Origin of the sequence: Paenibacillus shunpengii (assembly GCF_042684905.1) — a bacterium.
Taxonomy (GTDB): Bacteria; Bacillota; Bacilli; order Paenibacillales; family Paenibacillaceae; genus Paenibacillus; species Paenibacillus shunpengii.
Window position 1 is genome coordinate 2,113,238 of the sequence record NZ_JBHUMJ010000002.1, and the last position, 24,094, is coordinate 2,137,331.

20 protein-coding genes and 1 pseudogene are annotated in these 24,094 nt (G+C 41.6%); 8 read left to right on the forward strand and 13 right to left on the reverse strand.

Annotation, left to right across the window (positions count from 1 at the left end):
- Nucleotides 1-86: 86 nt before the first annotated feature.
- The 6 genes from ACFSVM_RS09900 to ACFSVM_RS09925 all read right to left on the reverse strand — a co-directional run bounded on the left by ACFSVM_RS09900 (nucleotide 87) and on the right by ACFSVM_RS09925 (nucleotide 5,320).
- A complete protein-coding gene (locus ACFSVM_RS09900) occupies nucleotides 87-389 on the reverse strand; it encodes a hypothetical protein (RefSeq protein ID WP_379261791.1) in 303 nt (100 codons plus the stop codon).
- 30 nt (nucleotides 390-419) lie between these two features.
- Nucleotides 420-1,343 (reverse strand): alpha/beta hydrolase, encoded by a 924-nt coding sequence (locus ACFSVM_RS09905; RefSeq protein ID WP_379261793.1) that lies wholly within the window; start codon nucleotides 1,341-1,343, stop codon nucleotides 420-422.
- A 48-nt stretch (nucleotides 1,344-1,391) separates the two neighbouring features.
- Nucleotides 1,392-1,907, reverse strand: coding sequence for a helix-turn-helix domain-containing protein (locus ACFSVM_RS09910; protein ID WP_379261794.1), 516 nt, complete (start codon nucleotides 1,905-1,907; stop codon nucleotides 1,392-1,394).
- 675 nt (nucleotides 1,908-2,582) lie between these two features.
- Nucleotides 2,583-2,981 (reverse strand): DUF3969 family protein, encoded by a 399-nt coding sequence (locus ACFSVM_RS09915; RefSeq protein WP_379262963.1) that lies wholly within the window; start codon nucleotides 2,979-2,981, stop codon nucleotides 2,583-2,585.
- A gap of 485 nt (nucleotides 2,982-3,466) precedes the next feature.
- On the reverse strand, nucleotides 3,467-3,820 hold the full coding sequence (locus tag ACFSVM_RS09920; RefSeq protein WP_379261796.1) for a hypothetical protein: 354 nt from the start codon (nucleotides 3,818-3,820) through the stop codon (nucleotides 3,467-3,469).
- 576 nt (nucleotides 3,821-4,396) lie between these two features.
- Complete coding sequence (locus ACFSVM_RS09925; RefSeq protein WP_379261798.1) at nucleotides 4,397-5,320, reverse strand: tyrosine-type recombinase/integrase; 924 nt, start codon at nucleotides 5,318-5,320, stop codon at nucleotides 4,397-4,399.
- Nucleotides 5,321-5,488: 168 nt separating this feature from the next.
- Between ACFSVM_RS09925 and ACFSVM_RS09930 the strand changes: the two genes are divergently transcribed.
- Together ACFSVM_RS09930 and ACFSVM_RS09935 are read left to right on the forward strand one after the other, a co-directional pair.
- A complete protein-coding gene (locus ACFSVM_RS09930; RefSeq protein WP_076314061.1) occupies nucleotides 5,489-5,692 on the forward strand; it encodes a cold-shock protein in 204 nt (67 codons plus the stop codon).
- 112 nt (nucleotides 5,693-5,804) lie between these two features.
- A complete protein-coding gene (locus ACFSVM_RS09935; protein ID WP_379261800.1) occupies nucleotides 5,805-6,077 on the forward strand; it encodes an HU family DNA-binding protein in 273 nt (90 codons plus the stop codon).
- Nucleotides 6,078-7,242: 1,165 nt separating this feature from the next.
- Here ACFSVM_RS09935 and ACFSVM_RS09940 read toward each other — a convergent pair.
- The gene (locus ACFSVM_RS09940) at nucleotides 7,243-10,440 is read right to left on the reverse strand and encodes an alpha/beta hydrolase (RefSeq protein ID WP_379261802.1); all 3,198 of its coding nucleotides are present in this window, start codon (nucleotides 10,438-10,440) and stop codon (nucleotides 7,243-7,245) included.
- Nucleotides 10,427-11,194 (reverse strand): ABC transporter ATP-binding protein, encoded by a 768-nt coding sequence (locus tag ACFSVM_RS09945; protein ID WP_274359995.1) that lies wholly within the window; start codon nucleotides 11,192-11,194, stop codon nucleotides 10,427-10,429. The genes ACFSVM_RS09940 and ACFSVM_RS09945 overlap by 14 nt, the downstream gene beginning before the upstream one ends.
- A gap of 186 nt (nucleotides 11,195-11,380) precedes the next feature.
- Between ACFSVM_RS09945 and ACFSVM_RS09950 the strand changes: the two genes are divergently transcribed.
- Nucleotides 11,381-12,052, forward strand: a complete 672-nt coding sequence (locus ACFSVM_RS09950; RefSeq protein WP_076314057.1) for a response regulator transcription factor — start codon at nucleotides 11,381-11,383, stop codon at nucleotides 12,050-12,052.
- Between the two features lie 146 nt (nucleotides 12,053-12,198).
- Nucleotides 12,199-13,077: a sensor histidine kinase gene (locus ACFSVM_RS09955; RefSeq protein WP_379261805.1), complete on the forward strand. Its 879-nt coding sequence runs from the start codon at nucleotides 12,199-12,201 to the stop codon at nucleotides 13,075-13,077.
- Nucleotides 13,078-13,581: 504 nt separating this feature from the next.
- Here the strand turns inward: ACFSVM_RS09955 and ACFSVM_RS09960 are convergent.
- The gene (locus ACFSVM_RS09960) at nucleotides 13,582-14,226 is read right to left on the reverse strand and encodes a DJ-1/PfpI family protein (protein WP_076314055.1); all 645 of its coding nucleotides are present in this window, start codon (nucleotides 14,224-14,226) and stop codon (nucleotides 13,582-13,584) included.
- Nucleotides 14,227-14,407: 181 nt separating this feature from the next.
- Between ACFSVM_RS09960 and ACFSVM_RS09965 the strand changes: the two genes are divergently transcribed.
- Nucleotides 14,408-15,004, forward strand: coding sequence for a TetR/AcrR family transcriptional regulator (locus tag ACFSVM_RS09965; protein ID WP_076314054.1), 597 nt, complete (start codon nucleotides 14,408-14,410; stop codon nucleotides 15,002-15,004).
- A 206-nt stretch (nucleotides 15,005-15,210) separates the two neighbouring features.
- Here the strand turns inward: ACFSVM_RS09965 and ACFSVM_RS09970 are convergent, their stop codons facing one another.
- The 4 genes and pseudogenes from ACFSVM_RS09970 to ACFSVM_RS09985 form a co-directional block, all read right to left on the reverse strand.
- On the reverse strand, nucleotides 15,211-16,116 hold the full coding sequence (locus tag ACFSVM_RS09970; RefSeq protein WP_379261808.1) for a DUF2268 domain-containing protein: 906 nt from the start codon (nucleotides 16,114-16,116) through the stop codon (nucleotides 15,211-15,213).
- 143 nt (nucleotides 16,117-16,259) lie between these two features.
- Nucleotides 16,260-16,616, reverse strand: a pseudogene (locus ACFSVM_RS09975) (Tn3 family transposase); the annotation flags it as partial.
- 108 nt (nucleotides 16,617-16,724) lie between these two features.
- The gene (locus ACFSVM_RS09980) at nucleotides 16,725-17,858 is read right to left on the reverse strand and encodes a zinc-dependent alcohol dehydrogenase (RefSeq protein WP_379261810.1); all 1,134 of its coding nucleotides are present in this window, start codon (nucleotides 17,856-17,858) and stop codon (nucleotides 16,725-16,727) included.
- Nucleotides 17,855-18,424 (reverse strand): DUF4277 domain-containing protein, encoded by a 570-nt coding sequence (locus ACFSVM_RS09985; protein WP_379261812.1) that lies wholly within the window; start codon nucleotides 18,422-18,424, stop codon nucleotides 17,855-17,857. Before ACFSVM_RS09985 ends, ACFSVM_RS09980 begins: the two co-directional genes overlap by 4 nt.
- A gap of 61 nt (nucleotides 18,425-18,485) precedes the next feature.
- On the opposite strand from ACFSVM_RS09985, the gene ACFSVM_RS09990 reads away from it, so the two are divergent.
- From ACFSVM_RS09990 to ACFSVM_RS10000, 3 genes are all read left to right on the forward strand, one after another.
- Entirely contained in the window at nucleotides 18,486-19,466 is a 981-nt protein-coding gene (locus ACFSVM_RS09990) for an SDR family oxidoreductase (protein WP_379261814.1), read from the forward strand.
- A 669-nt stretch (nucleotides 19,467-20,135) separates the two neighbouring features.
- Nucleotides 20,136-21,053 carry a tyrosine-type recombinase/integrase gene (locus tag ACFSVM_RS09995; protein ID WP_379261816.1) on the forward strand — a complete coding sequence of 306 codons (918 nt, stop codon included), beginning with the start codon at nucleotides 20,136-20,138 and terminating at the stop codon, nucleotides 21,051-21,053.
- A 13-nt stretch (nucleotides 21,054-21,066) separates the two neighbouring features.
- Entirely contained in the window at nucleotides 21,067-24,036 is a 2,970-nt protein-coding gene (locus ACFSVM_RS10000) for a Tn3 family transposase (RefSeq protein WP_379262965.1), read from the forward strand.
- Nucleotides 24,037-24,094 lie beyond the last annotated feature (58 nt).

The window sequence follows — 24,094 nt, forward strand, 5'->3', positions numbered from 1 at the left end:
TCGTTTCGCCTGTCGCAATACGGACGGATTCGCCGTCTGCGCTAACCCAAACCTCTTGGGCATTCGGATTATGCACCATGCTCCGATCAACCGAGATTGTATGCCCCTAATTCATATTTACTCGCCAGAGTCAAGAACAAACGCTTTTCATTTGGTGTCATGCCTCTGTTCAACATCGAACGTTCTGCCAGAATATCCTTGGAGTATTTATGGATATCGCGTCTAGTTTTCTTCAGTTCAAGCGCTTCCCTCTCCGCATTAGCCTCCTCCCTTTGTTCTAGACGCTTGAATTCTTTTCGTTGGCGTCTATTCTCTTCTATTTCAATCAGATATTGCTCATATGACCTCGACCAAAACACTAAAGTAGCGGCTGTTTTGAGTGTTCGCATTTCGGGCCAACTTTGCCCGAAGTGAAGGTATTACTTTATCCGTGTTTCAACGAATGTGTCGGTTTTATTGTGTATTTCAGAAAGCTGGGAATGATAGATATAGTGTGATCCTTCAAGGATGGCTAATTCTGCGTTCTGGCCGAGCCGTTTCAAATGCTCTGTATGGTATTCCTCTCCTGTTTTGGAGGCGCCTATTATTAAAACAGGAATGTTTTCTGGAAAATCCATATCCATTACTTGAAGAATATTATCATTTAGACGCTTCATCTGATCTATGAGATTATCATTATTTACATGGTTCATAAATTTGGTGTAATCATCAATTTCTTGTTCGGTATATCCATTGGATTCCTTCATGGAAAGCACGGATGATACGATAAGAGGATTAACATATCTACTTAGCCCAATAGCCTCCTGTATCTTACTTATCCCATACACAAAACCGGGTGTATCGGCTCCCTTCGTAGCCGATGATGTAGGATCGAGCATAATAATTCCGGATATTTCATCAGGGTATGTTGATGCGTAGTGTTCAGTGTAAATGCCAGATCCGGAATGTGGCATTAGTAAATACGGAGCGGAAAAACCAGCTTCAGATAAAGCCGTTCTTATTTCTTCTGTAACATTTTCATTCGTCCTCGGCACTTCTGTTTCATCACTAAAACCAACACCAAAATACTCAACACAAACAACGGTATAATTTTTTGATAACTCTCGCATCAACGGCCCGAAATCAGCAGAAGGCAACGGATTTCCAAAACCCGGTAGTAGCACAATGGTTTTTTCTCCTTCACCCATTGAATAGATGTGCATGTTTTGACCGTTTACTTCAACCATTTCTCCATATGGTATGATTTTTTCTAACCCATTGGAAAAAAACACCTGATTGATAATTAGGCTAATAAGGTTTATTGATACCATAATGCATAGGATAACAGCAAGAATAGTCAACATTTTTTTCTTCCACCTTTTATTTCTTGAGTGCTTACGCATTTCTATTTCTCACTTTCTCCGGGGGGGGGCAGATATAATTGAAATATCTCTTGGTCTTCTTCCTTCTGACATTTCGTGCGAGTGTTTTATGAGTAAGCCTTGTAGTTCCAAAAGGAATTGGTCAAACTCCCGATCGTCCATCATTAAGATAGTATTATTGAAAAATATCTTGTTGTTTCCCGGCTTAAAGTTCTCTCGATTGAAATACTTATCAAATTTTGTATAGATGTTCATAAGGAACGTAAACAGCTTTTTTGGGACGTCCTCCATAGTATTTTGCTTGCTCAATTCATCCGTATTGAGCGAAAGAGTCCTCTCAACACTTCCACGTACTTTTCTTTCCTCAACAACTGTCAGCACATGGGCATCTATTAGGATGTTGATATGCCGATATAGAGTAGTGCGTGGAACATCACTTATTAATTCGCATAACTCGGTAGCTGTCTTTTTTTCTTGCGAAGCAAGTATCTGTACAATTCTCATTCGCGTAGGATTTATCATTACATCATATATATCCTTTGACATGTTACACCTCCATTGTTTCCAAATATAATATTAATACCAACAATGGGATTATTCAAGCCGTTTCACATTTCTTAATAAAATCCATTCACTTAAAAGAAGGTTACAATATCTGCTCTTTCAGCTGCCTCAATGAGCTCCTGACTGTATTCCCCATTCTATTCTTTCCTATCGAATGCATAGAATATCCTTTAAATGAACAATTTTCATTGTCACTGTAAGAGTTATTTCGTACAATGCCGCCAGTTGGCAATAGTAGCAGTTGTCACGGCATTGTATAGAAGTTCTTGTCTTGAGCTCACGACAAGAACTTCTATACAAAAAATAAAAAAGCCGCGGTTTATGCGGCTTCCGTTGTATATATGTTGTTGTCGTCCGAAATATTTCTTTTTGAATGTATTCATAATCATTATATTCTTTATGTTCTTCATGTTTAACTATACATGGTCATTTCAAACGTTGCAGCTCATCAATGATAAGGTCATAAGCATATTAATGTATTGTTTCATCTTGGCATTAGTTTTAATTCTTCACCTCATTTTTTAATATAAGGACTTTCACCGAGATATTGAGTAAGACCCACATTCATTTCTTGACGAAATTTGAATCTTCAAGATAGTTTGATGCAACTCCCTTAAAGTGAACATCTATGATCGCCCTGAATGACCTCTCGGCGTTTCAAGCGGTCAACACTGCTGGCATTTTACTCTCACAAACCATGCAACCGGGCAGACTCTTTGCATTGGATACCATCTCCTTATACTCTTTGCTAACGGTAGGCGTTTTCCAGCCCCCGTTCGGGACTTTCACCCTATAGATGACGCCCAAGCTGGGCGTGGATTTAAGTAATTCGAATGTCTCTTTCTTTTTTAGTTCAAGTGCATTTTGTAGCTTTTCGGGAGCTATATCTCGAATATCTTCCAACATACAGCATTCTTCAAATAAATCGATCGTTTCCTTGTTCGCATTATTTTGTTCCAAAAGTTGTGTTACATAAGGACGGTATAGATACGCGTAAGCATCTTCAAATGTTATTGCCCCCTCAAGCAAGGAATCAAGCATGCCAAGATTTAATATACATAAAACTTTTGAATTTCGTCAGAATGCTTCAATTCAATTTGTAAATTTAATATACCACTCCTTATTAAGGCATTTGACTAAATGAGTTGCTCCACCCATTTTTCACCTTGACATTAACTACTTGACCGGATATTCGATTGCTCGTAATTCCTCTAGTAATTCTCCGTTGTTCACTTTGTTTTTCACAGTTCCGTTTTAGCACCTGAGAATGCTTGTGGATATAGAGGTCCATCTTTAATTGATTTATATACATTTTGCAATGCACAGTTATGAACCCATACTCCAAGGTTAGAAACAAAATACGAGTTGAAAGCCTTCTTCTGAAACAGCCCAGCAACCTCTGTGTAAGCCACTTCTCCAGTCTCATCAGGCTTGGCAAGAACCTTATCTCCGACTTGAATGTCCTTGATAGGTTTCTCCGCTTTCTCGTTTTGTTAAGCTATCGTTACGCTTTAGTTTAGTGAACAGGTCTTCAACAGATATCACTTCACTCTTTCGGAAATAATTTTACTTATTTCTTCAGGATTTTGAACACCAATGATCAACTTTGATATTTTGAACATACCAACTTTAAAGCTATTCAAATCTAAATGGAGGGTTTCAAGCTCATTTTCAAAAAAGTGTAGTTGAAAGCCACCATCTGATCTAAATAACCCATTTCTCATTTCCCCGAATAAAGCACCATATAGTTTAAAACCATCTGGTATCGGTCTACCTGTTGTTGTTCCCTTGATTGAAGAGTAAGGAATTTGCAACCCTTTATCTAATTTTAAAAACGGAGAGTTTCCAAAATCGATATTTACGTAGGTTTCCATTAGTTGAATTTTTCGTTCCATATATTGATTCCCCTATTTTCAAACGCCCCATAATTACATATAATACCATAAATGACTTTTTATTTATAAAGCTCTGAGCTCTGCCTGTTAGTTCAATAAAAAGAGGATCATGTTCTTGTCCATTCCGGCAATCGGTACAAGTTCTTGTCCTTGGCTCGGGACACGAACTTGTACCGATAACATAAAAAAAGCCGCAAAATAGCGACTTCAATAGGAATATGTTGTTGTCCCCCGACATCACTTCCCCTTTTCATTTCAATTAGCCCGATTCCTTAAAACACAATCCAATGAATTGCACAGGAACATAGTTAGATACTCATTTAATCGGGAATCGACTGTTGTAACCAATGAGACCTAAGCCGGGCCCCGCACAAATGACAGCAATGGTTTCAAAAGTAATCCACCTCTCTTCTAACAACTCAATGGAGTGATTTTTAATCCTTCGACTTCGGTTGTACACTTGCTTTGGAATACGATCTTTAATGGTTCATCAAATCCCAGTGTTTAATTCGGAGAAACGTGGACTTATTAGGCACTTATCATCTGCATTACTGCACAGAGAGACTATAAATTTAGTTATTCCAACGCGGTTTTTTCTACTTCTAATTTGGAATCCGCACGCATCGCCTTGACGTAAATCATCGTTGTGTTTAGATTGTCGTGTCCCATAATTTGTGCCAAACGGTGCAACGGTGTATTTTCTACCATCACATAACCAAACCGGTGCCTTAAATCATGGGCGCTTATTCCTTCAAGCAACGATGCTTTTACATATTTCTGAATTAAATGCCTTAAAGCGCGTTCAGTCAAGCGGTCACCGGTTTTCTCTGAAGGAAACAAATATTGACTGTCTGGAGGGAGTGACTCTAAATATTTTTCTAAAGCAAATCTACACGTATCGTTCAAAGGTACTTCACGCTGTTTATTCAGTTTTCCCGATCTAACGATAAGCTGAGCGCTATGTGTTCCGATTTGTATATCTCCGGGGGCCAAATTGCATAACTCCATTGTTCGTAAGCCGGTGTTAAGCATCACGATTAGAATAGTATGATCTCGATAAGAACCTCCGCTCTTAGCTGCAGAGAGTAATGCAGCTTCTTCTTTATCTGTCATCTGCCGTGGGCTTACCCTTTCTTCAGGAATCAATTTGATGGGCTTGGAAGGGTCACGGAGAATCCTGGACTCCGACATGGCCCATTCAAAAAAACGTTTCAGGGTTATAAGCCTTCGGTTAATGGTTGCTGGTTTCAATTTCATCACTTTTTGCGCGTAATCTCGATATCGTATGAGTGTTGAAACAGCAACTTCTTCTACTCGGAATATAACCTCTACGTCTTCCTCTGGATGGTCGGCTTTCTCAAACCAACTGATAAAATGTTTCAAGTCGCTTGCGTATTCTTTTAATGTTTTGGGATTCAAATTCCCAAGGGTGTTGAGGACATAAATAAAATCCTGAATCGTCTGCTCTCCCTGTTCTGAAATCCCCGTCGACTCTCTCATTAGCAAAGCCTCCAAATCTTGACTTACATTAGCGGACATGGTATTATTATTTTAACCTAAACATTAGCGGACATCAACTTGTATGCATTGATAACACCTAATGACCGCTAATATATATTAGCAGTCAAAACAAATGGTTATGGTTAAATTTATTTTAGGAGGAATTCTATGCAAACAGGTACAGTTAAATGGTTTAATGCTGATAAAGGCTTTGGCTTTATCGAAATCGAAGACGGAAATGATGTATTCGTTCATTTCAGTGCGATTGTTGGTGATGGTTTCAAATCATTAGATGAAGGTCAACGCGTTCAGTTCAATGTGGGTCAAGGCAATCGCGGACCTCAGGCTGAGAACGTTTCTAAAATAGATTGAAATTTTTCAAGCTTTCCTAATCGTGGGAGAGCTTTTTGTTTATTTTTACTAGCATCCATACATGAGTCCTTTCATTTTCATAATCTATAATCATAGAAGTGAGGTAGTGTGAATGAATAAAGAACAATTAATAGAAGAAGTGTATAAGTCTAGTGGTTTTTCAAAAAAGAACTCCGAAAAAGCTGTTACACAAGTGCTGGAATCCATATTTGAAGCCTTAAAGCAAGGAAAAGAAGTTGAACTAGTCGGCTTTGGAAAATTTAATGTACGCTATCGTAAAGCACGCACGGGAAAAAGCAGCAAAACCGGCGAAAAGGTGTCACTTCCGGCAGGTAACATTCCAGTATTCACGGCAGGAATTGCTTTAAAAGAAGCATTAAACTAAAAAGTCACCCCAAGCTAAAATTAAAGATGTAAATACATCAGAAAAGTGGTTTTATATCAAGATAATTACAAGTGATTCAAATATAAATGTCCCATTTGCTACTATTGATGACATTATTAATTATTATTCGAAACAGGACTTGCAGCCAAAAGCAGCCGATCCGAGTAATTTAAGGAATGACACAAGTAAGTAAGTTACCTAGTAGGATCCCGCCATAGAATACGGGTATGGTGTTGAACTATAACTTACAGCAGATACTTTAAGAGCAACGCCCTCATGGATGATGCTCTTGCCATCGAAATTTTATTAGATCTACGGGTGCTTCAATAGCGACTGTGGGATGATAGCAGCAAACGATTTTTCGGGACTAAAAGAATAAACAAGTAGCAGATCGTAAGTTTTTGCGATCTGCCTTATTTTATTTGGTTACTCTACAAGGGGAAACTTGGTGATTATGCCTTTCAAGCTCCTAAACGGTGAATTCCACCAAAAAACTCCCCCCCTCTAGCTCACGACGTCGGTAATAGCCAACTATTTATCCTTTCTAACCTGATTGCTGCAGCAATTAAGGAATTTTGGGTATGTTAAATTTTATTAATGACTTTAACACGCTTAATTGACCATACTGATATAAGAATCATGTTGGCATCTTCTGTTTCTATTACTATTACATTAGGATCGGGTGTCCAATTGGGTTTACCCGTATAAAATTCCCCGCTAACTAGATGTATATTTAATAACAAGTGAAGTTCAATTGCATTTTCTAAAAGGGATATGACCACCCATTTGTCCCCCTTCTCTAGGCTTTATGTTATCCTGAAAAGTAAAGAACCTTTCCGCACTGCCTAACCACTCATCTTGGTATAATTTTCCAAAACTAGGAAATTGGAGGGTGATTTGTCATGCTTATTTTTACTATTCCACATGACTTAAGTTCATTTTGCTGGTAATCTTGACAAGCTATTAGCTGGTATAGCTTAATGAAATAGCCGTAAATTCCAGTTAGATATTTATCTAATCGGTTATAGGCCCATGTTCTTGTCCCTCGACAACTAACCTGCCCGTTACCTCAAGGAGCAGCTGCTATCCAGCCAACTGCTCCTTGCTGTTATCAATTAACATTCCTTAAGATACTGTTTGTTCTGTTTCTCTCTTTCACATAAGACTACTTAATTATTTTAACCTCTGCGTATGATGATTTAGATGACTCTAGCAAGGGCTGCGAGATAGACTTTAAGTGATAATCAAAAAACGCGGATACATATTCCCTCTGAGCATCAAGCGCTCGCTGAGGATCAACGGGGCCTATGCTTTGATGGATCACCTGCCTGGAGAGACTCAGCTTCATCGCAATCTGAGGTAACAGGTACTGATAATCAGTGAAGGTAAAATGCGCTCCGTTCGGTATACTTAAATCGAATTTCCATCCGCTTGTTCGGCTCCAGAACATACCCCGGTCCTCAGCAGTCAAATGCGAGTCCACTTTCCCCTCATCATTGATACCGGAGTTAAGCAGCATAAATGGACGATCTAGACCATGTTGAGCCACGGGAAGTGGATGGTTAGGCATATGCCCTAAAGTTCCGTCCATATCAATTCCCGCATCGAACCGATCATCTTCATACATCGTTTGAGCTGCTGTCGCACCTCCTGCGGAGTGCCCATAGATGCCTACCTTTGACAAATCAAGCGTTTCAGGCAACCCTTGAGGCAATCCCTTCTGCTCTGCATCGATATTACTCCCGGTCCTCATCTCCTCCAATTGATCCAATGCAAATCGCACATCATCAACTCGTACATCTATCATCTTTAGCACCGTTTCAGCATTAATCTCCGGTAATGTTCCCTTTACGATCCGCCCGTCGGGAAATTCGACTACAGAAGATTCATGTGTGTGATCTATTGTGATAACAACATACCCCTGGCTAGCCAGCTCCTGAACTAGAATAGTGCCAAAACTTCGTGGTACAGTGCCTCCTGGTGAGAAGAAAATCACTGGCCATCCTCCTTTTTTAGCAACGGCAGGTGCATCCAGCCATGCATGCGTATCGATGCCCGATAAATCAATCGTCCCAGGATCCAGACCAATCGATGGGATTTCTTCTTCATCGTAATGCATAGCCGCACCCTCATGCATATATGCTGCCCGCTGTCCGCTTTCTTTTTCAGCCGGATACCAAATACTGATCATAAGTTCCCTCTGGAGTTGGTTCACCCATGGATCTATTCTTTCCGTGTCCACCAAGTGAAGCTCTGTAACGCCGATCACGTAATCCCCTTTCGGTTTAGGTAAATCAAAGTGAACATCGCTTGTACCTCGATCATCAGCTTCTTTCAGTGGTTCCGGAGCCAACCAGACGAGGAACCCAACGAGTATTAGGATACCTGCTACTATACCAAGTAAAGCGAGACGGCTGGAATGTAATGCTTCCCCGATGAGGAGTTTGCTGACCGAACCTATGGTCAATATAAAATAGAACATATAAATCACCAAAAAGATGCTTATACAGATCAGTATCGGCTCCAAAAGGCTGATGCCTCCCAATCCTCCGAACAACCTTCTCATCCAGGTGAAAATGACAACATAGTGGACTATTCCAACAATCAGCGGGAGCATAAAAACTACAGCGTTTTGCTTGATGATGGACGTTCTGATTTCCTTTTTACTCACACCAATCTTCTTGAGAATATCATAGCGGGAAATATCACCTGTAGCTTCAGTCAATTGCTTAAAATAAAGGACACTACCCAATGCAAGGAGGAACACAAGCCCAAGAAAACCAAGAATAAATACATTCAACCCCGCATTTTCAATTCCTACACGATACTCGGCATAGTACGAGGACATCTTGGATTCCGGTGTTGCTATGTCGGCAAGCGTATCGGAGGTTTTTTTCGTCGTTTTTTGTTCTTCTACCGCATATCCAATATAATTTACAGGCGTACTTTGCCGTTCTACGGATTTGTATAATTCGTCAGCTACTACGATCATGTTATCCGGATAGCTCCAGTTCACGATTCGCTCAATCGTCATATCTGTATAAGCCAAGGTTAACTGCTGAGAGGACAGCTGCAGAGAGATGGTTTCACCATCATAATCTGCCCACTCATGTTCGGTAAACATCGGGCGAATTGCAATCGCTTGATCGCTTTCCGTTACATTAACTTGGGGAATGCCTAGTGCTTCTGCAGCTTGGTTATATCCGCTCATCGATATCACTTTGATGGGCTGCTCGTTATTGGCTAGCTGTTTGTTTGATATAATTTCGTTATTGGAAGAATAACCGTTAAGTTGAACGACTGAAATCTCCACCTGCGCAGTGACAGGATGTTCGGCATCTCTTTTAATGATATTGTCCACTTGCTTATTGAAAGCTTCGTCTTGACTGACAAACATGTAGCTGAATGGAGCAGCCAAACGCGCAGAATGTTCGTAGGTGTGGTAGGTGCTCAATCCAAAACTAAATGCACATAAAGCCAATGCCGACAAGATGGAAATGATGGTGAACGTACGGGCATTGCCCCTCATCCGGTATACAAGATTTGAGGTAATAACCAAATTCATACCTTTAAAGTAATGCTGCTTACGGCTTTTCATCAATCTCAGCATAAAAATGACAAATGATGAAAACATAAGTCCAGTGCCCAAAATGATTCCAACCGTCATCATTCCTAGGTTGGTTAGTATCTGTTCAGTATTTGTGAACTCCCTTAAACCAATCGCATAACTGATTGACAAGATAAGGACCGCAGCACACGCAGAAATGATGGAAGCTCGCGATTCACTCTCACCTTCCTGTTCTGCCCTAAACAACTCGATCAACCGGAATCGGTAAATCAGTCTGTAAGCTTGCAGTGACGTAATCAGAATAATGATCATGAACACAATGACTGTACTTGCTACTGCTGGAAATGAAATTGAAATGCTAATGTCGACATTAACGCCGAGCAACCTCGCCAACATCATGGAGAACAGCTTTGATAATAGGGTTCCAACCATAACTGCTAAGACCAGCACAATCGTACCAATCAATAGGTTTTCATAAAACAGTAGTTTCCCAATCGTTTGCTTAGGTAACCCCAGTAGCGCGTAAAGCCCCACCTCCTGCTTCCGTTTCCGGGTAAAGAATTGATTCGAATACAAGATAAACACTGAAACGAACAAGATCAGGACTATGGAGGCGATGAAAAAAATAGATTTCATACTTTCCGATGATTCAATTGATCTGATGATTTCTGTACTATTCTGAAGAGAAACGAAAATATAAAAAATGACCGTACTTACAAACATGGAAAAAAAATAAACGAAGTAACTTCGGAAATTACCCTGAATATTTTTCCTTGCCAGATCAAACAGCGTCATTTGCATCCCCTCCGAGCACGTTCAGCACATCAAGTATCTTTTTAAAAAACTCTTTTCTGGTCATGTTGCCTTTGACTAGCTCTGCGAAAATACCGCCATCTTTAATAAAGAGCACTCGGGTGCAATAGCTTGCTGCGTAAGCATCATGTGTAACCATAAGAATCGTGGCAAACTCCTGCCTGTTCAGATCATTCATGGTTTCCAGCAAATCTGTTGCTGCACGTGAATCTAGGGCTCCTGTCGGTTCATCCGCCAGGATTAGTCTCGGATTGGTAACGATTGCCCGTGATGCTGCGGTACGCTGCTTTTGCCCGCCAGAGATTTGATAAGGGTATTTATCCATCAATTTTTCTATGCCAAACCGATTCCCGATTGCCTCAACTCGGTGCTCTATTTCTTTCACGTCCATCTTGGCCAGAGCAAGAGGAAGCACTATATTTTCCTTGACAGTTAGCGTATCTAATAGATGATAGTCTTGAAAAATAAATCCTAGCTTCGATCGGCGAAACTCGGATAACTGAGCTTCATTCATTTGCAGCACACTTTCCCCATCTATTACAACGTCTCCTGAGGTCGGCTCGTCAATTGTGGAAACGATATTGAGCAGTGTCGTTTTCCCGGAACCGGAAGGCCCCATAATACCTACAAATTCCCCCTCATAAACGTTCATATCAATCCCATGCAGTACAGGCATGACATTTCCTTTGACGGCGAATGACTTTTGTAATTGATTAATTCTAACGATCTCTTTCATTTCTTGCATAGCACCTCCTTTGTTAATTACTTTGTAGCATAACACCTTCACTTACAAGGAACCTTGGTTCTGACTTACGTTTTCCGTAAGCAGACTTACACTTTTGTCACCTTGTATAATAGAGATGTTTCCTTTATATAACAAAGGTATAATGAGATGGACTTAACCTAATTGGAGGTAACAAGTGTGAAGATTATGGTTATAGAAGACGATGTGACGATAAGAGAAATGCTTGGAGCGACCGTTCAGAGATGGGGATTCGAAGCTGTTCTTTGTAACGATTTTGATCAGGTCCAGCAGCAATATGTGAAAGAACAACCTCATCTGGTGCTTCTAGATATCAATCTGCCAGTATATGATGGATTCTATTGGTGCAGTAGGATCAGAGAAGTCTCCAAAGTCCCAATTATCTTCCTCTCTTCCCGAAACACTCCCATGGATATGGTAATGGCGATCAATATGGGTGGAGACGACTACATCACGAAGCCATTCTATGACGAGATCCTCATCTCTAAAATCAAAGCGCTGCTGCGTAGAACATACTCTTATACAGATTCTGTCCTAAATGTAATTGAGCATAACGGTGTGATATTGAACCTGAATGACGGAAAGCTGTTATGCGGGGAACAAACAGCCGAACTTACGAAAAATGAGTTTCGAATTTTAAATCTTTTGATGCAAAACAAAGGAAGAATTGTCAGTCGAGAGAAAATGATGCGACGTCTGTGGGAAGATGAAAGTTTTGTAGATGACAATACATTAACCGTGAATATGACCCGTATCAGAAAAAAACTAATGGAGTTGGGACAGAATCAATTCATAACGACGATCAAAGGTGAGGGGTATATCATTAAATGAGTCTTTTACAATACTTAGAAGATAGGCTTTCTGTTATTATACTGGCTGTTTCAATGATGCTTTTTACCAGCTTAATGATGTTTATCAGTCCAGGTGGCAGGTATGACACTGGGGATATTCTGTACAACTTGTTAGGTTGCTTTACTTTGATAGGAGTATATCTGGTCGTCTCATTCACTCGCCGCTACGGACATTATAAAGTACTGAGTGAAATAATCAAAAATGGCGGAAACGATTTCTTTGCTGCAATCCCTAAGTCTGTAAGTCATGAACAGAGACTGTATATGTCTCTGGCCAGAAAGCTCCATAAAGCCAAATTGGAAGCAGACCAGACTTTCCATGAGGAGCGAACGGACTTTCATGACTTCATCATATCTTGGATTCATGAAGTGAAGCTACCTATAACAGCATGCCATCTACTGTTAAGAAATAATACAATCAGTTCTTTAGAGGAGCTCGTGAACAAGCTGGAGGATGAAGTAAACAAAATTGATCATTATGTAGAACAAACACTCTATTATTCCCGGATCGATTCATTCTCAAGAGATTATCTGATTGCAGAGGTTTCATTGAATCAAATCATGCGGGCCAGTGTCCGGAAGTATGCTAAGATGTTCGTCGCCAAGCGAATCCGATTCACCATGTGGGAAGAAGAAACAACGGTTTACAGTGACACTAAATGGCTTGGATTCATTATAGACCAGATCGTCACCAACGCTTTGAAATATACAGAGCGTGGAGGTTCCGTTATCTGTTCTCTTGAGGAAAATACGAGAGAGAAGCGCCTATTGATCGAGGATACCGGCATTGGTATTCCTCCGGAAGAGCTGGTCAGAATTTTTGACAAAGGATATACTGGTTCTAATGGTAGAAAAAACACTAGCTCTACTGGCATGGGATTATACCTGGCCAATCAGATGGCAATCAAACTTGGCCACTCGCTAACTGTGAAATCAGAAGAGGGTCAATATACGGAACTTGCAATAATCTTCCCTAAATCGCGTAGCATCTATCACTATATTTAATTTCACACATACACTTAATTAGCGACTTTCAATGGGACTTTGTTCTTGTCCCCCGACAGTTCTTGTTGTCGGATGACAAGAACTTGATAACATAAATGACAAGAACCTGGTAAAATCCCCCTTACTCATAAATAAAAGCACCATTCATTTTTGAATGGTGCTTTATCGCGTGCTGCTTCCTGCATTCAACTAATGTCTCTCGTTAGCGTAACAAAACTCACTAAAGCCCATAGACAACGGTGCTCGGGGCGACAATACGGTTTGAAACGAGACAAGTTATTCACCTGTGGCAAAGACGCCGAACACATGACCGAGAGGAACACAAGGTCCCACAAAATCCTTTTCATTCATCATATTCCTCAGGAAAGGGTCAATGGATAAATACAACGTTTTTACAAGTACCTCGTTGGTCGCCTGGAGTAGGAAGATCGTTTTCGACAATAGCAAAATCAGTTTCTCGGGTTTTTGACTAATTCGCTGGCCACAATCGAATCGGAAATCGACCTAAAAAGCTTTTTCATATCCATCATACTCTACTGTATCTGCTGTCATGAGGGCCACTTCTTCACCCAATAGTCTTTTGACAAGATGAAAAGCTAAGTGAAGCCCCGCATCTGGTCCTTGTGCAGTAATAATGCTCCCCTCATCTACGAACTTTTGATCTTGAATTACCGTGATTTCAGGAAAATACTTCCGGAAAGAGTCCAGTCCTTTTCGGTTGGTAGTTGCTTTTTTCCCATTTAACAGCCCCGCTTGAGCTAAAGCGAATGCACCCGTACAGACAGATGTCATCAATTCTACAGTTTTCATTTGATCGGTGATCCACTGGATCAACCTTGTATTAGCGATCAGTTTGCGGATTATCGGCTGGAAACCGCCTGGAATCAAAACGATATCAAATTGGGGGGCATTCTCAATGCTGTAGTCGGCCATAATGCGGAGGCCATTGCTGGCCGTAACCATTCCCCCTGTTTCTGATACCGTATGGACTAAAAATGGCTTAGGCTGCTCATCCGCTGAGCCAAAGATCATATTCTGAACATCTTGAGCACTGTATCGGGTAACTGATAGAATCTCAGACGGACCAACATAGTCAAAAGCGTCAACCTGATCAAATACGAGCATACCTACCGACCATTGTTTTTTCATAAGTATCAATCACTCCTCTTTGAATTAAAATGTTTGCACACCACAAAAAAACCGAACGTTCGTTATATAAATTACCATAAATTTCATTAACCGTCTATATACATTTTCGACTCTTTACAGAGGCATCATTTGATATATAATCAAAATAACGAACGATTGTTTTTTTTTGAGGGGGATGGCGTTGAAAAAAGGAGAAAAGACCAAGGATTTTATCATCCGACAAGCTGCCGTTTTATTCAATCAGAAAGGGTACTTTGGCTCCTCTATCTCGGATTTGACCCGTGTCACAGGTATGCAAAAGGGCGGAATCTATAATCATTTCGAGAATAAGGATCAGCTTGCCCTAGAAGCGTTTGAACATGCTGCAACGGTATTGAGAGCATCTTTCGTGGATGCGATGGCGAACAAAAAGACGGCTTTTGAAAAGCTGTCTGCCGTTATTTCAGTCTATCAGGATGCTTATGATAATCCCCCGCTTGCAGGCGGCTGTCCCGTTCTAAACACAGCCATCGAGAGTGATGACACTCATCCTGCATTAAAGGAAAAGGCGCAAATAGCGATGGGTAGTTTTTTGGAATTAATCCGTTCTCTTCTTCGGTTGGGGATCGAACAAGGGGAGTTTAAAGAAGAGATAGAGGTAGAAGAATTTTCCATCTATATAACCTCAGTAATTGAGGGCGGAGTCATGTTGAGTAGACTGTACGAAGACAATTCACATATCCGTTCTAACATTAATCGGTTGCTGAGTGAGATTGATAAATATCGAACGAGAAATTGAATTCTCTCGCCGCAGGATGGCCGCCGAATCGCATCTGCGGCCTTTTCCTTTTGATCATTAAATTCCAGTTAGATATTTATCTAATCGGTAATCGGCTCATGTTCTTGTCCTTGACTCGGGACACGAACTTGTACCGATAACATAATAAAGCCGCTAAAATAGCGACTTCAATGGGAGACATACGTTGAGTTCGCACTTTCCTGCCCTTAGTGCGTTGCCAGAGAAACTCGACTACCTTCAATGATATCTGCTGCTGACAGTCGTGTTGCATCGTAAATTGTTGCCCCTGTATTTTTTAAAAATTCTTGAACAACATGATAGCCCACAGCATAACCAGCAGCAAAAGACAGCCCGACTGGTTGATAACCCTTTTCCTTAGCGATATCATCACCGATCATGTAACTGCTAACTTCTGCAAATCCTTTCACATCTAAAGCTTGACGAATGACCTCAATTGAATAGTGTAAATCTTCCTCATCAAAAGAGGATACCCACGGTCCCATCATGTTCTCACCGTAAATCGCACTTGCAAAGGATTCAGCCAGTCCTTCAATAATGATGTAGTCACCTACTGTTATATTTCCGTTATCCCAATCAAAATATGAAAAACGAATATTGTGATGAAACTCATGCGCCAGAATAGCTGGAATTCTAGGGATGTTATAATCGTTTGGATATATCATTAGCTGAATATATCCAGGTATGCCCCCAAAACCTGAGTATCCCTTTGTGTATGCTAGTTTTTGAGGATCAGCTAAATAGGCGCCGAAGTGCAGCGATGGAGCATTTACAGATAGGCCGGCTTGTCCCATTTGATCTATACAATGTAAAAGCGTTTGCTCAGCTACATTATTTATACTAATTTTTTTGAGTTCCCTTGTACCTGTTTGTCCGATCTCTGTTTCCTTAACATCTAAATATCCAAGCATTTTTGTAGCCATAATAACATCATATCCACCTGATTGTTTTGCCTTCATAGGAACATTGATTGTGTTCCACATCCTCTCAAATGGGCCCATCATAGTATGCCTGAAATAACTCTCACGTTTTTCTTCAGGCATAGTAAATAAGTTTTCATACTGATTCATTGTGTCTTCAATAAATAGTTCCACTATTTTTCACCTCCTAACACATATAATAAGGGGTCCCGCCAACATTTTAACGAAAATATACGCTAAGCCCTTGGATGTCACCAGTTTTGCGTTTTTTCTTACTCTAAGTATAACAGTCCGGGTGGCATAGCCCGGACCACTGGTCATTCAACTTCCTGTTCCTTCAGCGGCCGTAATGAATTAAGAGACGTATTCTGCCTGAAATTGAACTTGTATTCGCCTAAGAAATTGATATGCTCCCATCCAAGCGGAGAAATATGGTTTAGTAGCTCTTCCTGAAGCTTTCCTTGCTTTTTGCGGTGTTCTGCTGCCTGCTGTAGATAGACGGTATTCCAGACGCTAATTGCATTGATGATAATATTCAATGCGCTGGCCCGTTGGAGCTGGTCTTGTAGTGCACGTTTTCGCAGCTCGCCGTGTTTGCCGAAGAATATCGCTCTGGCCAATGCGTTCATGGCTTCCCCTTTATTTAACCCCCGATGGATTTTTCGCCGGACCTCCATACTATGCCTATCCATAATACCAGTTGAATTATCCATCATCTAAAAAATTTACAGACAAAAAGACTTCTATACAAAGTAAGAAGTCTTTTTGGAAAGAGAAGAGGATTAAGGTTTTAAAACGACTTTTATACATTCATCCTCACGATTATTAAAAATTCGATAACCATGACTTGCTTCTTCAAGGGACATTTTGTGTGTGATAATATCTCTTGGGTCAAATTCGTTATTTGTTATTTTTTTAAACAATTCTGGCATAAAATGAATGACTGGAGCCTGTCCCATTTTAAGATTAATATTTCTAATCCAAAATGCACCTAATGGAAAAAGATTATAGTTACCCCCGTAAACACCAGTCATTTGAACTGTCCCATACTTTCGGACAGCTTTAGTAGAAATTTGAATAGGTCCAAGGGTTCCGCCCTGCAGTTTGAGTTTTTGTTCCAGAAACTCTAGGGGTGATTTCTTTCCGTCCATACCTACACAATCGATGACGACATCTGCCCCACCATGTGTGATCTCTTTTAAATGTTCGCCCATATCAGGGTATTTTGTGAACTCAAATACCTCAACATTGTTCATCTTTTTCGCATGATTGATCCGGTAATCCAAGTAATCAACTGCTATTACACGTTTTGCACCTTCCATCCAGGCAAATTTTTGTACCATCAATCCAACAGGTCCACATCCAAGAACTATAACTGTATCGCCTGATTTTACACCTGCATTTTTTACACTCCAATAAGCTGTTGGCAGAACATCCGATAAAAAGAGCAGTGACTCATCCTCCAATTCGCATGACTCCGGGATAACAAAGGGAGTGAAGTTTGCAAAAGGGACTTTTAAATATTCAGCCTGACCACCCGGATGGTTACCGAACTTCTCAGTATAACCAAAGTATCCGCCAGAATCATAATGAGGGTTTGAGTTATCGCATTGGCTTTCCATTTCATGTTGGCAATAAAAGCAATGTCCACATGAAACATTAAAGGGAACGACAACACGGTCTCCCTTTTTTACTTTTGTGACTTCAGGTCCAACTTCTTCCACAATACCCATTGGTTCGTGGCCAATAATATATCCTCGGGGTAATGGCATGTTACCTTGATATAAATGCAAATCAGATCCGCAAATAGCAGTAGAAGTAATCTTAACTACAATATCGTCTTTTTTTTCTAATTTTGCATCCTCTACTTGATTAACCTGTACATGATTTGGTCCTTGATAAGTTACAGCCTTCATAAATGCATGGCCCTCCTATTTCTAATACTGTTAACACTCATAACTATGGTTAACAAAGAAAGTACATAATATACATAGTCCCGGCTTTCCGCATGAATTAATTTTCCAGAGGGCTGCGGCTTGCCCTTTGTAGGTTTGCAGCACACGCGGTCCCCTTGCAGAGAAAAGGATGTGGTGTCGGCATGCAATCGATCCAATGGCAAGCCTAACGTGCGCAGCACGGCGAGCGACAATTCGGAGTATACCTTCCAGCTTTGCGCTTCAAACAGTCGATCAAGCATACGCCCCAAGGCATCGTCATTGAAGACAGCTGCTTCGCACCCCGCACCGAATAACTGCTCGGTATCCTGGGTCGCGTAAAACACAGCGATGCGATACAGAGGCATCCGGGAGCAGAGAATGTTGATGATCATCGCTTTGACGTGCGTGCCCGGTGACACCTTACAGTAGGTCGGTTCCCACGTGAGCGAGCGGTTGATGATGTCTTCCAATCCGATTTCATCGCAGAGAGCCGCAATTAATTGACTCGGCCCCGCAGAGATCGATACCATATCTTCAAATTGCATGAGGCAAGCAAGAACAACATAAACATTCTATAGAAGAAAATTATTTCTATAGGAGGTTCCCATGGATCAAAATGATCAAAGTCGTCAATTAGACCAAATAAAGCAAATGCAACAAATGTTTAAAGCGAACATGAAAACTCAACCTTATCCCATGTACCCTAACTATGGGAAAATCACACGTTACGAAGAAATTCCGATAAGTTTACCTGAACAGCGCCAGCTGCACCATCCCGGAGTGGAAAAATATATGGTGCCCCTTCCAATTATCGAAAACCCGAACTATAAAGGGAGTGGAAAGTTAACAGGAAAAGTAGCACTTATTACAGGGGGTGACAGTGGTATTGGTGCAGCGGTAGCAATTGCGTTTGCTAAAGAAGGGGCAGATGTTGCTATTTCATATTTAGATGAACATGAGGATGCAAATAGAACAAAGACGAGGATTGAACAACTCGGACAACGTTGTTTTCTAATGCCTGGTGACTTGCGAGACAAACAACAGTGCATCACCATTGTAGAACAAACAGTAAACACGTTTGGACGTCTCGATATTCTTTGTAACCACGTTGGTATCCAATTCCAACAACTAAGTCTGCTTGACATTACAGATGAGCAATTCGATGACACCTTCAAAGTTAATATATACTCTCATTTTTACACAACAAGAGCAGCGCTTCCTCATTTAAAACCAGGCAGCTCAATCATTGGCACTTCTTCAGTGGTGACGTATGTTGGTGAGCAGCAAATGATTGATTATACGGCCACAAAAGGCGCAATAGTTGGTTGGACACGTGCCTTGGCTAAAAATGTCGTGAAACAAGGGATCCGAGTCAATGCCGTCGCCCCCGGCCGAATTTGGACCCCACTTATTCCAGCAAGTTTCTCGTCAGACCAGGTCGCTGTATATGGAGCATTTAATCCAATGGAACGTGTTGCCCATCCATTTGAACTCGCACCAACCTTTGTCTATCTTGCTTCTGATGATTCTCGTTTTGTTACTGGTCAAGTTCTTCATGTTGATGGGGGAGAATCCACACATTCCTAATGGAAGGGGGGTACCATTTTGAGATATGAATTTAATCCAGAAGTAAAGCTATTGCTAGTAAACCATTCAAATGAAAAAGTAAAGATGGTCTATATGGAGGATTCCTGGCCAATGCCTAAAATAGGACTTAGACCACCATACTATTGCCACCCAAGATACGAGCCGAACTATCCAATAATCTAAAAATAATAACAGAGAAATAGAACTTCTATACACAGTGTGGAAGTCCATTCTACATTTCGCTTAGGGTTCGCAATTATGCTAACTTTCAATTCATCCATATAAACTAATAGGATAACGGTTTTAAAACGACTTTTATACAGTCGTCCTTATGATTATTAAACATTTGATAACCATGACTTGCATATCCAAGAGCCACTTTGTGTGTGGAGCAGGTTACTTAAAGAAAAATGTTATATTATAGTCATTAAAGTTTTCTGGACGAGGTGTTATTTTGACTAGGGGTCCAGCCAACATTTCGCGAAAATATAAGCTAAGGACGTTAAGACTTAAAGAAAGGGAATTTTTCCTACTTTAAGCAAATGACCGCTAATTAAGATTAGCGGTCATTTGGTGTTTTCAAAGCATATACTTGATGTCCGCTAATGTTTCGTTTAAGATGAAATTAAAATGTCCGCTAATGTAATTCAAGATTTGGAGGCTTTGCTAATGAGAGAGGCGACTGGGATTTCAGAACAGGGCGAGCAGACGATTCAGGACTTTATTCAAGCTCTCACCACCCACGAAGATTTGAATCCCAAAACACTAAAAGAGTACGCAAGCGACTTGAAGCATTTTATCGTTTGGTTTGAGACAGCAGATCACCAAGAGGAGGTGATTATCTTTCAAATTGAAGAAGTGGCGACTCCAACACTAACACGATACCGGGAAGCAGCGCAAAAAGTGATGGAATTGAAACCGGCGACCATTAACCGCCGACTTATAACCTTGAAACGTTTTTTTGAGTGGGCTACGCAGGAATCCAGAATTCACCGCGACCCTTCGAAGCCGGTCAAATTGGTTCCGGAAGAAAAGGTAAGTCCAAGACTGATGACAGACAAAGAAGAAGCTGCATTGATCGCTGCGGCTGAGCACAGCGGTTCTCTTCGGGACCAGACTATTCTAACCGTGATGTTTCACACTGGCTTACGAACAATGGAGGTGTGTGACCTGGCTCCAGGAGATATTCAAATCGGTAAACGCAGCGGCCAGCTTAAGGTCCGCTCCGGAAAAAGGAATAAACAGCGGGAAGTTCCTTTGAACGCTACGTGTAGAACTACTTTAGAAAAATATCTGGCAGAACTCAATTCGGATAGCTCTTATCTGTTTCCTTCGGAGAAAACCGGTAATCGATTATCTGAACGTGCTTTACGTCATTTGATTCAAAAATATATGAAAGTAGCACGGCTTGAAGGATTGAGCGCTCACGATCTACGGCACCGGTTCGGCTATATGATGGCAGAAAACACGCCGTTGCACCGATTGGCGCAAATTATGGGACACGATAGCCTGGATACAACGATGATTTACGTAAAAGCAACCCGTGCGGATCTGCAAGCGGAAGTCGAAAAAATAGCTTGGCAATAGGGGGATGAGAACGATGTACGCGAGAGTAAGGGGACTGCTGACTCCGGAGGAACGGCTGCAATATTTGCAGATACCACCTGATCTCGGCGAATGGGAATTGGGCACCTATTTCACATTTACGCAGCATGACCTTGATATCATCCAGCAGCGGCGAAGAAATTATAATCGACTCGGCTTTGCCGTGCAGCTGGGCGTACTTCGTTATCTCGGCTGGACGCTTTCTGATATAAAGGAAGTGCCGGTTCATGTTCTTCGTTATATTGCAAAGCAAATCAATGCCGATGTGGAGTCTTTTACATCTTACGGCGAACGGGAAGCTACGAAATACGAGCATCTGGATGAAATCCGGAAGGAGTATGGCTACCAGACATTTACCTTGAACGAATATCGTTCTTTGTGCAAGCATCTTTTTAGCCATGCAATGGCAAACGGCAATCCCTTACACCTGATTCAGCTTGTACTCGAAGATTTACGTAAGCGTAAAATCATCCTGCCTTCAATGGCCACGATTGAAAGAGCAGTTTGGGAAACTCGCAAACGGACAGAAGAAAAAATATTTAAGCTACTCAGCAACTCACTGACAGAATTACAAATTGCTAAGCTGGATCGCGTCATAACCACCATGCCGGAAAGCAATAAAACCTACTTGGCATGGTTAAGGGAAATTCCAGGTACCAGCTCTCCGGATTCTTTTTTGAAGGTTATTGAAAAGCTCGAATACATAAGAGATTTGCAACTGCAAGTCGATACGAAAGGCATCCATCCGAACCGGCTACGGCAGCTTTCTAAAATCGGTTCCCGTTATGAACCTCATTCTTTCCGCCGCTTTAATGATCCGAAAAAATACGCGATTTTAGTAGCGTACCTATTAGAGCTAATTCAGGATTTGACAGACATGGCTTTCGAGATTCACGACCGGCAGATTATGATACTGCTCTCCAAAGGGAGAAAAGCCCAAGAGGAACTTCAAAAACAAAACGGTAAATCGATCAACGAAAAAGTTGTTCACTTTGCCGATCTTGGGGCTGCGCTAATTAAGGCCCGAAGTGAAGGAATTGATCCGTTTGTTGCGCTTGATGCCGTTATGCCGTGGGATCAGATCGTCGCGTCAGTGGAAGAAGCTAAACGGCTGGCACGACCCATAGATTACGACTATTTGGACTTGCTGGAAAAGAAGTTCTATGCACTCCGGAAATACACACCAACGTTGCTAAAATCATTGGAGTTTCGGTCTACTAAGTCAGCAGAGCCGCTGATGAAGGCGGTCGATATCATCCGGGATATGAATGAAACCGGAAAGCGAAAGATTCCGGCAGACGCACCGCTAAACTTCGTTTCGAACCGCTGGCAAAAACATGTTTACGACGATGACGGAACCATAAACCGGCATTATTACGAAATGGCTGTCCTGACAGAGCTGCGGAATTACGTTCGTTCCGGGGACGTATCCATTGTTGGAAGCCGTCAGCATAAGGATTTTGAGGAATACCTTGTACCGAAATCTGATTGGAATGGTATCGATCCTAACGCTACAAAGCTTGCCGTTAGTTTGTCCGCAAAGAAATATCTTGAAGAGCGTACTGAATCACTGCTTCAAAGAATAAATTGGGTTTCGGACCACATCGATGAACTGGACGGCGTTAATTTGGAGAACGGGAAATTGCATATCGAGCGATTGGAGAAAGATGTTCCCGATGAATCCCGGAATTTCAGCCTTTCCCTCTATGATCTACTGCCACGAATCAAGCTAACGGATCTGCTCATGGAAGTAGCCAACTGGACGAATTTTCATGAGCAGTTTATTCATGCTTCCAGCAACCGAGCTCCGAATGAGGAAGAAACGACAATTCTTATGGCCACCCTTATGGCAATGGGAACGAACATTGGGCTTACAAAAATGGCTGAAGCCACTCCGAGCATTTCATATCGGCAAATGGCCAATACAGCGCAATGGCGGCTGTACGAGGACGCAATGAATAAAGCGCAGGCTGTTCTTGTTAATTTTCATCACAAGCTGGCGCTGCCCTCATATTGGGGGGACGGCACGACCTCATCGTCTGATGGAATGCGCGTCCAGATCGGAGTTTCGTCGCTTCACGCAGATGCGAATCCCCACTACGGTACCGGAAAAGGAGCTACAATTTATCGGTTTGTGAGCGACCAATTTTCCACGTTCTATACAAAAGTTATCAATACGAACGCTCGGGATGCCGTACACGTCATCGACGGTTTGCTCCATCATGAAACGGACTTGGCCATTGAGGAGCATTATACAGATACAGCCGGTTACACCGACCAAGTCTTCGGTTTAACGCATCTGCTTGGATTTCGCTTTGCGCCGCGCTTACGCGACTTGGCTGATTCCAAACTCTACGCTATCGGAAAACCTTCCGATTTTCCAAAATTGGAGAAGCTGCTGCGCGGACAGATTAATACAAAGATCATTCAAGATAATTACGACGATGTACTTCGGCTGGCTCACTCCATCCGGGAAGGCACCGTTTCAGCATCACTAATTATGGGGAAAATCGGTTCCTATGCAAGACAAAATAGTTTGGCTACGGCACTGCGAGAAATGGGACGTATCGAGAAAACGATCTTCATCCTGGATTACCTTTCGAGCGAGGCGCTGCGGCGAAAAATCCATCGGGGGTTAAATAAAGGGGAAGCCATGAACGCATTGGCCAGAGCGATATTCTTCGGCAAACACGGCGAGCTGCGAGAACGTGCGCTACAAGACCAGCTCCAACGGGCCAGCGCATTGAATATTATCATCAATGCAATTAGCGTCTGGAATACCGTCTATCTACAGCAGGCAGCAGAACACCGCAAAAAGCAAGGAAAGCTTCAGGAAGAGCTACTAAACCATATTTCTCCGCTTGGATGGGAGCATATCAATTTCTTAGGCGAATACAAGTTCAATTTCAGGCAGAATACGTCTCTTAGTTCATTACGGCCGCTGAAGGAACAGGAAGTTGAATGACCAGTGGTCCGGGCTATGCCACCCGGACTGTTATACTTAGAGTAAGAAAAAACGCAAA

Coding starts and splice junctions, on each gene's coding strand:
- ACFSVM_RS09940 (WP_379261802.1), bottom strand. CDS start 10,440: ATGACGCTGTTTGATCTGGCAAGGAAAAATATTCAGGGTAATTTCCGA.
- ACFSVM_RS10000 (WP_379262965.1), top strand. CDS start 21,067: ATGTACGCGAGAGTAAGGGGACTGCTGACTCCGGAGGAACGGCTGCAA.
- ACFSVM_RS09925 (WP_379261798.1), bottom strand. CDS start 5,320: ATGAGAGAGTCGACGGGGATTTCAGAACAGGGAGAGCAGACGATTCAG.
- ACFSVM_RS09905 (WP_379261793.1), bottom strand. CDS start 1,343: ATGTTGACTATTCTTGCTGTTATCCTATGCATTATGGTATCAATAAAC.
- ACFSVM_RS09960 (WP_076314055.1), bottom strand. CDS start 14,226: ATGAAAAAACAATGGTCGGTAGGTATGCTCGTATTTGATCAGGTTGAC.
- ACFSVM_RS09900 (WP_379261791.1), bottom strand. CDS start 389: ATGCGAACACTCAAAACAGCCGCTACTTTAGTGTTTTGGTCGAGGTCA.
- ACFSVM_RS09910 (WP_379261794.1), bottom strand. CDS start 1,907: ATGTCAAAGGATATATATGATGTAATGATAAATCCTACGCGAATGAGA.
- ACFSVM_RS09935 (WP_379261800.1), top strand. CDS start 5,805: ATGAATAAAGAACAATTAATAGAAGAAGTGTATAAGTCTAGTGGTTTT.
- ACFSVM_RS09980 (WP_379261810.1), bottom strand. CDS start 17,858: ATGAAGGCTGTAACTTATCAAGGACCAAATCATGTACAGGTTAATCAA.
- ACFSVM_RS09990 (WP_379261814.1), top strand. CDS start 18,486: ATGGATCAAAATGATCAAAGTCGTCAATTAGACCAAATAAAGCAAATG.
- ACFSVM_RS09985 (WP_379261812.1), bottom strand. CDS start 18,424: ATGCAATTTGAAGATATGGTATCGATCTCTGCGGGGCCGAGTCAATTA.
- ACFSVM_RS09995 (WP_379261816.1), top strand. CDS start 20,136: ATGAGAGAGGCGACTGGGATTTCAGAACAGGGCGAGCAGACGATTCAG.
- ACFSVM_RS09930 (WP_076314061.1), top strand. CDS start 5,489: ATGCAAACAGGTACAGTTAAATGGTTTAATGCTGATAAAGGCTTTGGC.
- ACFSVM_RS09945 (WP_274359995.1), bottom strand. CDS start 11,194: ATGAAAGAGATCGTTAGAATTAATCAATTACAAAAGTCATTCGCCGTC.
- ACFSVM_RS09920 (WP_379261796.1), bottom strand. CDS start 3,820: ATGGAACGAAAAATTCAACTAATGGAAACCTACGTAAATATCGATTTT.